12 protein-coding genes are annotated in these 12582 nt (G+C 69.0%); 4 read left to right on the plus strand and 8 right to left on the minus strand.

The window, feature by feature from the left end:
• Window positions 1-23 precede the first annotated feature (23 nt).
• The 8 genes from AB4Y91_RS08495 to AB4Y91_RS08530 all read right to left on the minus strand — a co-directional run bounded on the left by AB4Y91_RS08495 (window position 24) and on the right by AB4Y91_RS08530 (window position 8879).
• Entirely contained in the window at window positions 24-773 is a 750-nt protein-coding gene (locus AB4Y91_RS08495) for a LamB/YcsF family protein (protein WP_441418048.1), read from the minus strand.
• Window positions 757-1572, minus strand: a complete 816-nt coding sequence (locus AB4Y91_RS08500) for a hypothetical protein (RefSeq protein ID WP_441418179.1) — start codon at window positions 1570-1572, stop codon at window positions 757-759. Before AB4Y91_RS08500 ends, AB4Y91_RS08495 begins: the two co-directional genes overlap by 17 nt.
• 117 nt (window positions 1573-1689) lie before the next feature.
• The gene (locus AB4Y91_RS08505; protein WP_441418049.1) at window positions 1690-2280 is read right to left on the minus strand and encodes a hypothetical protein; all 591 of its coding nucleotides are present in this window, start codon (window positions 2278-2280) and stop codon (window positions 1690-1692) included.
• A gap of 129 nt (window positions 2281-2409) precedes the next feature.
• Window positions 2410-3783 carry an NAD-dependent succinate-semialdehyde dehydrogenase gene (locus AB4Y91_RS08510; RefSeq protein ID WP_441418050.1) on the minus strand — a complete coding sequence of 458 codons (1374 nt, stop codon included), beginning with the start codon at window positions 3781-3783 and terminating at the stop codon, window positions 2410-2412.
• Window positions 3784-4014: 231 nt separating this feature from the next.
• Complete coding sequence (locus AB4Y91_RS08515; protein WP_441418051.1) at window positions 4015-5649, minus strand: fucose isomerase; 1635 nt, start codon at window positions 5647-5649, stop codon at window positions 4015-4017.
• Window positions 5646-7178, minus strand: a complete 1533-nt coding sequence (locus AB4Y91_RS08520; protein WP_441418052.1) for an FGGY-family carbohydrate kinase — start codon at window positions 7176-7178, stop codon at window positions 5646-5648. The genes AB4Y91_RS08515 and AB4Y91_RS08520 overlap by 4 nt, the downstream gene beginning before the upstream one ends.
• Window positions 7175-7930 carry an SDR family NAD(P)-dependent oxidoreductase gene (locus AB4Y91_RS08525; protein WP_441418053.1) on the minus strand — a complete coding sequence of 252 codons (756 nt, stop codon included), beginning with the start codon at window positions 7928-7930 and terminating at the stop codon, window positions 7175-7177. The genes AB4Y91_RS08520 and AB4Y91_RS08525 overlap by 4 nt, the downstream gene beginning before the upstream one ends.
• Window positions 7931-8018: 88 nt before the next feature.
• On the minus strand, window positions 8019-8879 hold the full coding sequence (locus AB4Y91_RS08530; protein ID WP_441418054.1) for a fumarylacetoacetate hydrolase family protein: 861 nt from the start codon (window positions 8877-8879) through the stop codon (window positions 8019-8021).
• A gap of 193 nt (window positions 8880-9072) precedes the next feature.
• Here AB4Y91_RS08530 and AB4Y91_RS08535 point away from each other — a divergent pair, with 193 nt between their 5' ends.
• From AB4Y91_RS08535 to AB4Y91_RS08550, 4 genes are read left to right on the plus strand one after another with little or no spacing between them, the layout of a single operon-like run.
• Window positions 9073-10392, plus strand: a complete 1320-nt coding sequence (locus tag AB4Y91_RS08535; protein ID WP_441418055.1) for an enolase C-terminal domain-like protein — start codon at window positions 9073-9075, stop codon at window positions 10390-10392.
• 4 nt (window positions 10393-10396) lie between these two features.
• Complete coding sequence (locus AB4Y91_RS08540) at window positions 10397-10726, plus strand: L-rhamnose mutarotase (protein ID WP_441418056.1); 330 nt, start codon at window positions 10397-10399, stop codon at window positions 10724-10726.
• Window positions 10723-11679: an aldo/keto reductase gene (locus AB4Y91_RS08545; RefSeq protein WP_441418057.1), complete on the plus strand. Its 957-nt coding sequence runs from the start codon at window positions 10723-10725 to the stop codon at window positions 11677-11679. The genes AB4Y91_RS08540 and AB4Y91_RS08545 overlap by 4 nt, the downstream gene beginning before the upstream one ends.
• On the plus strand, window positions 11676-12527 hold the full coding sequence (locus tag AB4Y91_RS08550; protein ID WP_441418058.1) for an amidohydrolase family protein: 852 nt from the start codon (window positions 11676-11678) through the stop codon (window positions 12525-12527). Before AB4Y91_RS08545 ends, AB4Y91_RS08550 begins: the two co-directional genes overlap by 4 nt.
• Window positions 12528-12582: the final 55 nt, after the last annotated feature.

Genomic DNA, 12582 nt, shown 5'->3' on the forward strand with positions numbered 1-12582 from the left:
CAGCGCGGACTGCGAAACGGGACTCAGGCGAACGACTCGAGTTCGACGCCGGCCTTCTCCAGCGCGGCGCGGACGGCGGCGGCCACCTGCACCGAGCCGGGGGTGTCACCGTGCAGGCACAGCGAATGCGGTGTGAGCGTGACGACGGTTCCGTCGACCGCCAGGACTTCGCCCTTGAGGGCCAGCCGGAGCGCGCGCTCGACGATCTCGTCCGGGTCCTCGATCACCGATTCGTCCTCCAGCCGCGGCACCAGTGAGCCATCCGGGAGGTAGGCGCGGTCGGCGAAAGCCTCGTGGAACACGGGATTGCCGGCCTCACGGGCAATCCTGAGCAAGGCCGAACCCTCCAGGCCCAGGATCGGAAGCCCCGGATCGTAGGCCTGGATGGCGGCGACCACGGCGGAGGCCTGTTCGTCGTCTTGCATCGTGCGGTCGTAGAGGCCGCCGTGCACCTTGACGTAGTCCACCGAGGCGCCCACCGCATGGGCCACGCCGTCGAGCGCGCCGAGCTGGTAGAGAACCGCGCCGAACAAGTCGTCGAAGCTCATGTCCATGGCGCGGAGCCCGAAGCCGGCCAGGTCGGGATAGCCCAGGTGGGCGCCGACCCTGACGTCGAGTTCGTAGGCCGCGCGGCAGGTGTCCAGCATGGTGACGGGGTCCCCGGCGTGCAGACCGCAGGCCACGCTGGCGCTGGTGACGAGCGGGAACATCGCCGCGTCATCGCCCATCGTCCAGGAGCCGAAGGACTCCCCGAGGTCAGCGTTCAGATCCACGGGTTCCGCCTTCCAGGTCCGGGCCGGCTTCCGCGGTACCGGCGCCGGGCTTCAGCTCGCCGGGGATGGTCACCGGCATCGGGCCGAAGGCCTCCTTGGCGTTTTCGACGACGGCGCGTCCCATCATCCGGTTGCCCACGCCGCCCACCACGGCGCCGATGCCGAAGGGCAGGGCGCGGCCCAGCAGAGCGGTGCCCTGGCGCTTGAGCAGGTTCCGCAGGAAGGCCCGCTGGATCCGCTCTCGCACCGACCCGAAGCCGATCATCGGCGCTCTGCGTGCGAAGAGCGTGCCCCAGGCCTGGGTTGGCCCCTTGCCCTGCCCGGCGGCGTGGCCGCTCAGCGAGCTCAGCAGGGCGGTGCCTTCTTCGCCGAGCATGATGGCCATGACCAACGTGCTGGCCCTCTCCGGGTCGACCATTCGCACCCCGTGCAGTTCCGCCAGCGAGGTGGCGAACAGCGCGGTAGCCTCCAGGAATCCGACGGTCGCGGCGGCGGAGAGACCCAGCGCGGCAACGGTGCCGACGCCGGGGATAACGGCCGAGCCGCCGACGAGGGCGCCGCCGCCGGTAACGGCGGTCAGGTAGTTGCGTTCCAGGATGGCGGCGAGCTGCGCCGCGGTGGCGTTCGGGTGCTTCCGCTGCAGCCGGCGCAGGTTCGCCAGAACCAGCGGCCGCTGGATTTCCACCGCGCGCAGGAGCATGTTGTGGACGCCGGGCTTGGGCTTGCCGTCGGCGTCGAACATTGCGCTGTGGGCGGTCTTTTGGGCAATTCTCATTGCCGGGTTGCTGCGCTTGGCCATCATCGCCTCTCCGTGAACCGTAAGTGTGCTGAACATCGTCCAGCCTTAACACTAGGCCACGTGCCGCCTGGCCGCTCTTGCGCAGCCCCGGGCCGGTGCCGCCGCCGGGCAGGGACGCTAGAGCACCCAGGATTCGGCCAAGGCGATGAACGCCGAGGAGGACGGTCCCAGCGGACCGGGATAGACCGCCGGCGTGCCCGGCCACTCCACCCCGAATTCCGCGAGCCGACCGGTGCTGCAGGGCAGATAAACGTTGCTCAGGGCGGCGCTGCCTTCGCCGAGCTGGAAGTTGGGGGCGGTGAACTGCCTTCGGTCCAGGATGCCGCTGATTGCCAGCTCCGCCTTGTGGCCGGTTGCGCGGAACCCGGTCGCCGGGTCCACTTCCACCGTGAACTCGTCGTGGGTGTGCCCGATCCCGGTCAGCGGGAATCTGGACGCTTCCGGGAAATAGCGGGTAAGTTCGGTGGCCAGGGTTTTCGCGAGGGCCTCATTGGTGCCGTAGCTGCGCCAGCCCTGCAGGGTCGCAACCAGCAGGGCGCTCCCGGCACCCCAGCGTGACCAGTCGGCCCGCCAGAACGTGGCGAAGCAGCTGGCCGGCTCGCCCGGGACCTGGGCGCCTCGGGAGTCCGCCGGGTGCAGCGCCAGGCCCGCGTTGATTCCCACGAATGCCAGGCTGCGCCGCGCCGCTGCGGTGGCCGTTTTCTCCATGTGAGGAGCCTAACGGGACGGCAACGGCTGCGGCCGGAAGGTCTTCACCTCCGACCGCAGCCGTGTCCTGGCTGGGCTTCCCGTCTGAAGCGGTCCCCACTGAAGCGTTCCCGCCCGGGGCGCTCCCGCTTAGCGCGGGGTGCGGATCAGTTTCTTGTTCACGAATTCGTCCATGCCGAACCGGCCCAGCTCACGCCCGACGCCGGAGCGCTTGACGCCGCCGAACGGCAGGTCCGCCTGCGTTACGGCCACCGAGTTGATGAAGACCATGCCGGTATCCAGCCGGTCCGCGAGGTCCTGGGCCTTGCGCGGGTCGGCGCTGAAGACCGAGCCTCCGAGCCCGTACGGGGACCCGTTGGCGAGTTCGACTGCCTCCTCGGCGCTGGCCACCTTGTAGATGACCGCGGCCGGGCCGAACAGCTCCTCGGAGAAGGCGCGCATCTCCGGCGTGACGTCGGTGAGCACGGTGGGCTCCACGAAGGCACCCGGGCCGTCCACGAGGTGGCCGCCGGTGCGGAGCGTGGCGCCCTTGTCCACGGCGTCCTGGATCTGTTCGATCAGGCCGTCCGCGGCGCTCTGCGAGGAGAGCGGACCGAACTTGGTGTCCTCCAGCAGCGGGTCCCCGGGCTTGATCCCGGCCATCCGGGCGGTGAACTTTTCCACGAAGGGCTCGTAGAGGTCCTCGAGCACGATGAACCGCTTCGAGGCGGTGCAGGCCTGCCCGGCGTTGCCCATCCGGCCGCCCACGGCGGCCTTGACGGTGGCGTCGAGGTCATCGGAATCCAGCACGATGAAGGGGTCGCTGCCGCCGAGTTCCAGCACGTACTTCTTCAGGTTCCGGCCGGCCACTTCGGCCACGGCCGAACCGGCCCGCTCGCTGCCGGTCAGGGAGACGCCCTGGATCCGGCTGTCGGCGATGACCTCGGCGACCTGTTCGTTGCTGAGGAAGAGGTTGGTGTAGGCGCCCTGTGGGAGTCCGGCATCCTTGAAGATTTCCTCGATCGCGAGGGCAGACTGCGGGCAGCTGCCGGCATGCTTGAGCAGGATCGTGTTGCCCAGGACCAGGTTCGGCGCCGCGAAGCGCGCCACCTGGTAGTACGGGTAGTTCCACGGCATGATGCCGAGCAGGGGTCCGACTGGAGCCGAACGGACGACGGCGGAGCCGCCGCCCTTGACCTCCAGCGGCTCGTCCTTGAGGAAGCCCGGGCCTTCCGCGGCGTAGTAGTCGTAAATATCGGCCACGAGCTGCACTTCGCCGCGGGCCTGTGCCAGGGGCTTGCCCATCTCGGTGCTGATCAGCCGGGCGAGCTCGTCCTGGCGTTCCCGGTACAGTTCTGCGACGCGGGCGATCACCTTGGCGCGGGCCTCGACAGGGGCGGCGCGCCAGGCCTGGAACGCCTGCTGCGCGGCTGCGAGCGCCTCTTCCACCTCGCCTGCGGTAGCGAGCGGGAATTCCTTCAGAGTTTCTCCGGTCGCGGGGTTCACTGTCTTGTAGGCAGTCATTGGTCCACCATCTCCGTTTCTGGCTGGTTAGAGCCGGTTCGGACGCGGACCGCCGTTGGCGCCGGATACGGCGTCGAAGGCGGTTCCCGCCCATTGCGCGGGGCCGGCCTGCCTGCAAAGGCGGGCCAAGTCCCTTAGGCGCCAACCGAGGTGTCCCCGGGAGTATTCCATCCAGCCGCGGCCGTTGCCGTCCCCAGACCTCAGGGACGGCCAGCCGCCGCCACCTGTCCCCTAGAGTGCCACGTCGCCGCAGAGGTGGACCTGCACCCCTAGCTCGGCAAAGAATGCGGCCTTGGCTTCCAGCGCCTTGTCCGCCGTGGCGGCGTCCGGGGCGTAGACCACCTGGGCGTGGTTGGCCTTGTGGCGGGCCATCAGCTGGTCTCGGCTGACGCCGTCGAGGACGGCGTGCATGATCGGCCACTGCGGGTCGGTCGCGTCCAGCCGGCGTTGGGTCTCCTCCGCCGGAAGCTCGACGACGTGGCCGCGGCCCAGGTCCACGTGCAGCCGGTCGTCCATGATGAAGACCCGGGACCAGACGATCTCCCCCGGCTTGGAGACACCGCTGAGGGTGCCGCCTCCCAGCGGAAAGAACATCTCGGGCTGTCGCATGGAGTACGACTTGTCGTAGCCGCCATTGTGGGAGGCCGGCACGGAGCCGGAGATCTCGAAGACCCAGACGAACTCGCCGTCGTAGTCGGCACCCCAGCGCACGTCGTGCAGCGTGGTGGCAGGATCGAGCCCCATCGCGGTCCAAATCCGGTTGGTGATGAGGGCGTCGACGGCGACCCCCTCGTCCACCTCGTTGAAGTGCGGCAGCGCCTTTCCGGCGAACAGTTCCCGGCCGCCGTCGCGGGAGTATACGGGCGGGCGCTGGACGTTGTTGAGCAGGCCTTCGGCCAGGTCGGACGCCGGGACGGTGTCCTTGAGGCCCTGCTGGTACTGGATGCCGACGGCGTCGACGCCGTAATCGTCCGAGATGCGCAGCGCGGCAATGTACATCTTGAGCTGGCTGTGGACCTGGTCGGGGGTCAGCTCCGTCGCAGGGTCGGTGCCGAAGTGGAAGGTCAGGCCGGCGTCGTCGAGCCAGCTCTTCACCGCGTCGGCCTCTGCGTCCGGGACCTTCAGCATCTCGGCCACGAGGGCGCTCTGCGAGAGCCGCTCCTTGTAGATGCCCAGCGGGTTGAGCATTTCGTCGTCGATGATGGCGTTGTACATGCCCATGCAACCCTCGTCGAAGACGCCGATGATGGCCTTGTCGGCCATCAGCTGCTGCGCCAGGGCGCGTCCCAGCCGGACCTCCTCCGTATCCGCCAGCGGCGGCAGTTCGCGGACGTGGCTCGTGTCGTGGGTGATGCTGCCGGAGGTGAGCCAGGATTTGAGCTTGCCCACCGCCCATTCGTCGGTGAAGTCCTCGCTCCACAGCGCGGAGTAGTCGACCTTGGCCTTGGTCAGGCTTCCGGTGAGGTTAAGCAGGCCCACCAGCCCCGGGAAGTCGCCCGCCCAGTTCGCCACGACCAGGATCGGGCCGCGGTGCGTGCGCAGGCCGGCCAGGACGTGGTGGCTGTACTGCCAGACGGCCTCGACAACCACCACCGGCGCCGTCGGCGGAATGTTCTTGAAAACTTCCATACCCATGCGCTGGCTGTCGATGAAGCCATGCCCGGTGTCGGGGTTGACGCCGTGCGCGCGGACCACCTGGTAGCCGAGGGACTCCACGGCGGCCGCGAAGTGCCCTTCGAGCTGCTGCTGGGTGGGCCAGCACTTGGTGTTGGCAGCGAGCCGCAGGTCGCCGCTGCTGATGGTGTAGACCGTGTTGGCCTCGGCGTCGGGGGTTTCCGTGATGGACGGGAAGGTGTAACTGCTCATGGTGTGGTTTCCCTTTCAAGGTTTTGGGGGCTCAGACGTTCCTCGCGTCCGGCGAGGGCGTGGGCAATGTCCTGGGTGGCCGGGTAAAGGCGTAAGTAGAGGTCGTACAGCTCCTCATAGTCCGCGCTCACGGCAGGATTGGGGTGGACGGTCCGGGCCGGCGGATTCCACTCGCTGATCCGGACCTCGGCAACCGTGCCCGCGGCCAGATACGCGGCGCCGTAGCTGGCGCCGATGGTCTGGCTCGGAATGAGCTGCGGCTGCCCGGTCACGTCGGAAACGATCTGGGTCCACAGCTCACCCTGGGTTCCGCCGCCGACGGCCACGATGCGCCGGATGTTTCCGCCGGCCAGCTCCATGGACTCGATGTTGTGCCGGACGCCCAGTGCCGTGGCCTCCAGGGCGGCGCGGTACAGGTCGCCGCGGGTGTGCGAGAGGGTCAGTCCGGCAATGATGCCGCGGGCTTGCGGATCCGCCACCGGGGTCCGTTCGCCGGCGAAGTAGGGCAGCATCAGGAGTCCACGGGCGCCGGGGCCCGAGGCGGCGGCCAGCTCCAGCAGTTCCGGGAAGTCGAGGGAGCCGAACAGTTCCTTGAGCCAGGACGTGACCGCCCCGGAGGTGGCCATCCCGCCGGCCAGGTTGCGGGTTCCCTCGAACGCGCCGACCGTCCCCCACAGCTGGGGTGAGGTGACCCGGTCCGGGACGGTGTTGACCAGGAACATGGTGGTGCCGTACATCAGCATCAGGTCGCCATTGTTCTGGCTGTCCACGCTGACGGCTTCGCTCCAGGCGTCGATGGTTCCGGCAATCACCGGGACTCCGGCCGGAAGCCCGGTGGCGACGGCGGCCTCCGCGCTGACGTACCCGGCGGTGTCGCCGGGCCAGAGCAGCGGCGGAAGTTCCAGCCCGGGAGCGATCTTGCTCGCGAAGGGCGGATACCATTCCAGCGTCCGGGTGTCGTACAACGGCGTGCACTGGCTGGCGGAGTGGTGGTCCAGCACGTACGCGCCGGTGAGCTGGTAGGCCAGCCAGGAGGAGGGCATAAAAAGCCGGCGGCTCCTGGCGAAAGTGTCCGGCTCGTGCCGGGCCAGCCACGCCAGCTTGGGCCCGACGGCCTGGGTGGACAGCACGGAACCGCAGCGCTCCATAATGAGCTCGTCGCCGCCCAACTCAGCGGTGAGGGACTCGATCTGCTCGGTGGCCCGGGAGTCGATGCCGTAAAGAATCGCCGGGCGCAGTGGGGTGCCGTCCTGGTCGGTGACGAGGACGCAGGGGCCCATACCGCTGACGCCGACGGCGACGATTTGTTCGTCCGCGCCCCGGCCAGCCAGCAGTTCGCGGCTGATCGCGGCGAATTCCTCCCACCACAGGTCCCCGTCCATCTCAGCCCAGCCCGGCCGGGGCCGGCTTACCTCGTGGCTGCGCGCGGCGGAACGGAGCACCTTGCCCTCCAGGTCCACGACGACGCCCTTGCTGCTGCTGGTGCCGATGTCGACTCCGAGCACCGCCCGGACCGGCTGATCCGTCACTGTGCCGGCCTCAGGCGCAGGCCCTGCATGCCGCCGTCAACCGCCAAGGAGGTTCCAGTCGTGGAGCCGGCGGCCGGTGATGCGAGGTAGGTGATGGCGGCCGCCACCTCGTCCGCGGTGACCAGCCGGCCGTGGGGCTGGCGGGCGTTGAGGGCGGCGCGTTCGGCCTGCGGATCGTCGCTTTGGGCCATCAGGCGGCCGATCCATGGGGTGTCAGCGGTGCCCGGGTTCACGCAGTTGACCCGGATGCCTTCGCGGATATGGTCCGCGGCCATGGCCAGCGTCAGGGACAGGACCGCGCCTTTGCTGGCACCGTACAGCGCCCGCTGCGGCAGCCCCGCCGTGGCCGCGATGGAACACGTGTTGACGATCGCGGCGGCCGGCGAGCGCCGCAGATGCGGCAGTGCGGCCCGGCTGACCCGCACCATGCCGAGCACGTTGATGTCGAGGACGCGGTGCCATTCATCGTCGTCGTTGTCCGCGATCGTGCCTTGGGCGCCGATCCCGGCGTTGTTGACGACGACGTCGATCCGGCCAAAGTGTTCGGCGACCCCCTGGACTGCCGCGACCACGGAGGCGTCGTCGGCCACGTCGCAGCGCACCGCGAAGTGCCCCTTGGCGGCGTCCTCCGGGTTCAGGTCCAGGACCGCCACCGAGGCTCCGGCGGCGGCGAGCCGGGCGGCTGCCGCGGCGCCGATGCCGGAAGCACCTCCGGTCACAATCGCGACCAGCCCATCCATCTCCGTTGTCATGCTTGTCCTTTCCAAAGACATTTAATTGCTTGCTCGCCGCCTCACCGGGCCGGGCAGGCCCGGTGAGGCAGGCTGGCGCGGCGGCTGTTCAGGACTGCGCGAAGACCTGCCGCTGCCGGCCCAGGCCCTCGATCTCGACCTCGACGACGTCACCGGCTTTGAGGTACGGGAACTTGCCGGAGAGCGCCACGCCCTGCGGGGTGCCGGTGAGGACCACGTCGCCGGGCTCGAGGGTGAGGTACTGGCTCAGGTGGTGGATCAGGAAGTCGACCGGGAAGACCATGTCAGCCGTGCTGGAATCCTGGCGGGGCTCGCCGTTGACCCAGCTGCGGAGCCGGAGACTGCCCGGATCGACCTCGTCGGCGGGCACGAGCCACGGCCCTAGCGGGGAGAACCCAGGCGAACACTTGCCCTTGGACCACTGGCCGCCGGACTCCTCGATCTGGAAGGCACGCTCGGACAGATCGTTGGCAACCAGATAGCCCGCGATGTGCGCGGCAGAGTCGGCCGGCGAGCCGAGGTAGCTGGCGCGCCGGCCGATCACCACCCCGAGTTCGACCTCCCAGTCGGTCTTGGTGGAATTGCGCGGGATGAACGCCGCATCATCCGGGCCAGCGACTGTGTTGGGCGTCTTGAGGAAGATAATGGGAACCTCGGGCGGCAGCGCCCCGGATTCGGCGGCATGCGCGGCGTAGTTCATACCCACGCAGATGACCGCGGACGGACGGGTGATCGGAGCGCCGACCCGGAGGCCGGCGGGATCCAGCGGCTCAAGCTCTCCGCGTTCCAGGGCGTTCCGCGTGGCGGCAATTCCCCCGCCGGCAAGGAACTCGCCGGTGATGTCCGAAGTCAGGGGAGATAGATCATATGTCTTTTCCGTACCTGCGCCATTTGCAGCAATCACGGCGGGGCCTTCCGCACCAGCGGGGCCCAAGCGAACCAACTTCACACTTCCTCCAAATCGGGCAACTCTGCCCGCCGCTAACCCGGCGGCCGGACCGGCCGCGCGGAAAGGTGTCGCACACCACAATACAGACCACACCGTCGTTGACAAGCCATACATCGGATGTTTACTGTCGAATTCACCGCCCGACCGGGCGACGCGAGATTCCGGGGCTGCCCGGAGCATGAGGAGTTCCCACGTGAGTACCATCACCGCCGTCACGGTCAGTGACGTCCGCTTTCCGACGTCGTCGTCCTTGGACGGCTCGGATGCCATGAATCCCGACCCGGACTACTCGGCGGCCTATCTGGTGATCGGCACCGACGCCGGCGACGACCTTGAAGGCCACGGCTTCGTCTTCACTATCGGGCGCGGCACCGAAGTGGTGGCCAGCGCCCTGACAGCCCTCGTCCCCTATCTCCAGGACCGGAACGCCGAGGAGCTGCTCGATGACATGGGCGTTACCTGGCGCTCCATGGTGCACGACTCGCAGCTGCGCTGGCTGGGGCCGGAGAAGGGGATCATGCACATGGCCATCGGGGCGGCCATCAACGCCCTGTGGGACTTGAAAGCAAAACGCGCCGGGTTGCCGCTTTGGCAGCTGCTGTCCCGGCTGTCGCCCGAAGAGCTGGTTGACCTGGTGGACTTCCGCTACCTCAGCGACGCCCTCACCCCGGAAGAGGCCCTCGCTATCCTGCGGGGCGCAGAAACCGGCCGTCCGGGTCGGGAGTCCGAGCTGCTCCGCGCCGGCTATCCGGCGTACACCACCACCCCGGGCTGGCTCGGCTACGACGATGCCAAGCTCTCCCGGCTGTGCCGCGAGGCCGTCGCGGACGGCTTCCCGCTGGTCAAGCTCAAGGTTGGCGCCAACCTGGCGGATGACGTCCGGCGTCTGCGCGTCGCCCGGGACGCCTGCGGACCGGGCATCAAGATCGCCGTGGACGCGAACCAGCGCTGGGACACCACGGAGGCCATCGAATGGATCCGCGGCCTCGGCGACCCCGACCTCGCCTGGGTGGAGGAACCGACGAGCCCGGACGACATCCTGGCCCATGCCGCGATCGCCCGCGCCATCGCCCCGATTCCGGTGGCGACCGGGGAGCATGTCCAGAACCGGGTGGTGTTCAAGCAGATGCTGCAGGCCGGATCCCTCGAGGTGCTGCAGCTCGACGCGGCGCGAGTTGCCGGAGTGAACGAAAACATCGCCATCCTGCTCCTCGCGGCCAAGTTCGGGGTCCGGGTCTGCCCGCACGCCGGCGGCGTAGGCCTCTGCGAAGCCGTCCAGCACCTCTCGATGTTCGACTACGTGGCAGTTTCCGGGCAGCTCGAGGGCAGGATGATCGAATACGTCGACCACCTCCATGAGCACTTCGTCGTCCCGGTCGACGTCCATGGCGGGCGCTACTGGCCCCCGGCCGCCCCGGGCGGCGGCAGCGAAATGAAAGCGCACTCGCTCGCTGAGTTCTCCTTCCCGGCCGGTCCGGCGTGGTCCGCTCCGGCTGAAGCTGTGGCAGGCTAATCCGATGAGCACAACCCCGGAACGCATCGCCCTGCACACCCGGCTCAAGCCCGGCCGCGAGGCCGACTACGACCGGATCCATGCGCGGATTCCCGCCGAGCTCGCGGACGCCATGCGCGGGATCGGCGTCCACAGCTGGCGGATCTGGCGCAGCGGACGCGAACTTTTCCACGTCGTGGAGGTCGAGGACTACGCCACCATGCGCAAGTTCCTGGCCGAGCACCCTGCGAACGTCCCCTGGCAGGCGGAAATGGCCGAGCTCCTCGAGGTCGAGGACGACTATTCGGGCGAGGACCGCGGCATCCCGATGGTGTGGGAGCTTGCACGGCAATGACGCAACTGCCCCTCGGCCGGCTGGGCTACGGCGCCGCCGCTCTCGGGAACCTGTATTCGAGCATGGATGACGACGACGCCCGCCGCACCCTGGAGGCCGCCTGGCTTGGCGGGATCCGCTATTTCGATACGGCGCCGCACTATGGACTCGGGCTCTCGGAACGGCGGCTCGGCGACTTCCTCCGCACCTGCCCCCGGGAGGACTACGTCATCTCCACCAAAGCCGGCCGCCTGCTGGAGCCCAATCCGGCCTTCCGGCCCGGCGAACCGGACACCGAGGGCTTCGCCGTCCCGGCCCGGAGCACCCGGCGGTGGGACTTCACCGAGCGCGGCATCCGGCAAAGCCTGGAGGACTCCCTGGACCGCATGGGCATCTCCCGGGTGGACATCCTCTACCTGCACGACCCTGATGCCTACGACATGGACGCCGCTCTCAGTGAGGCCCTGCCGGCCCTGCAGCGGTTGAAGGCCGAGGGCCTCGTCCGGGCCATCGGGGTGGGATCCAACTCCGCGGAGGCCCTGCACACGCTCGTCGACCGCGCCGAACTGGACCTGGTCATGCTCGCCGGCCGCTTCACCTTGCTCGAGCAGCCCGCCCTGACCGGGCTGCTGCCCCGATGCGTCGAACGCGGCGTCGGCGTCGTCGCCGCCGGAGTGTTCAACTCGGGCATCCTGGCCACGGCTGAAGTCCCGGCGGATGCCCATTACAACTACGGACCGGCGCCGCAAGAGCTGCTGGCCCGGGCACGGCGGCTTGCCGCCGTCTGCGCCTCGTTCGGGGTGGACCTGCCCGACGCCGCCATCCAGTACCCACTGCGGCACCCGGCCGTGTGCAATGTGGTCATCGGGGCGCGGGGCGCGGAGCAGATCAGTGCCAACATCGCCGGCATGGACCGGGCGCTCCCCCGGGACCTTTGGGACGCGCTCGAAGCGGAGGGGCTGATTCCCCGGTGAGCGGGCTGCCCACGGTGGACTCGCACCTGCACCTGTGGTGCCTGGGCCGCAGCCGGTATGGCTGGCTGGATTCGGTGCCGGAGCTGAAGCGGACCTTCACCGCCGCGCAGGCCCGGACTGAGCTCGATGCGGCCGGCGTGGCGGAGGCGATCCTCGTCCAGGCGGACGACACGCTGGAGGACACCGGGTTCCTGCTGGAAACGGCGGATGCCGAGCCGTGGATCCGCGGGGTGGTCGGCTGGATCCAGCTGGACTCGCCCGCCCGCGCAGGGGCCCAGCTGGACCAGTGGCTGGAATCGGACAAGTTTTGCGGGGTCCGGCACCTGGTCCACGACGACCCGCGGGACGGCTTCCTCGCCCTCGCCCCGGTCCGCGAATCGCTCTCCCTGCTCGCCGCGGCCGGCCTGCCCTTCGACGTCCCCGACGCATTCCCGCGCCATCTGGGGGCCGCGGCCGACCTGGCCGGGGCACTGCCGGAGCTCACCGTCGTCGTGGACCACCTGGGCAAACCGCCGCTCACCGACCCGGACGCGATGGCGCGATGGCGCCGCGAACTGACCGCGTGTGCGGGCCGCCCCAACACGGTGGCGAAGCTCTCCGGACTTCATATTCCCGGTGCAGAATATAACGCTTCCGCCTTGGCGCCGGTGTTCCACGAGTCCCTCGAGCTGTTCGGTGCGGAACGGCTCATGTACGGCGGCGACTGGCCCGTGTCGGTCCTCTCCGGCGGCTATCAGCAGACCTGGCAGGTGCTGAAGGAACTGATCGAAACGCTCAGCCCCGCCGAACAGGACAACGTCCTCGCCGCCACGGCGCGGCGGGTATATCGCCGCGGCACGGTAGCCTGATCTTTCCCGCCCGGGGCCTGTGGCGCCCGGTCTAAGATGTTCTTCAGGCGTGCCG

Origin of the sequence: Arthrobacter sp. YAF16 (assembly GCF_052113385.1) — a bacterium.
Taxonomy (GTDB): Bacteria; Actinomycetota; Actinomycetes; order Actinomycetales; family Micrococcaceae; genus Arthrobacter.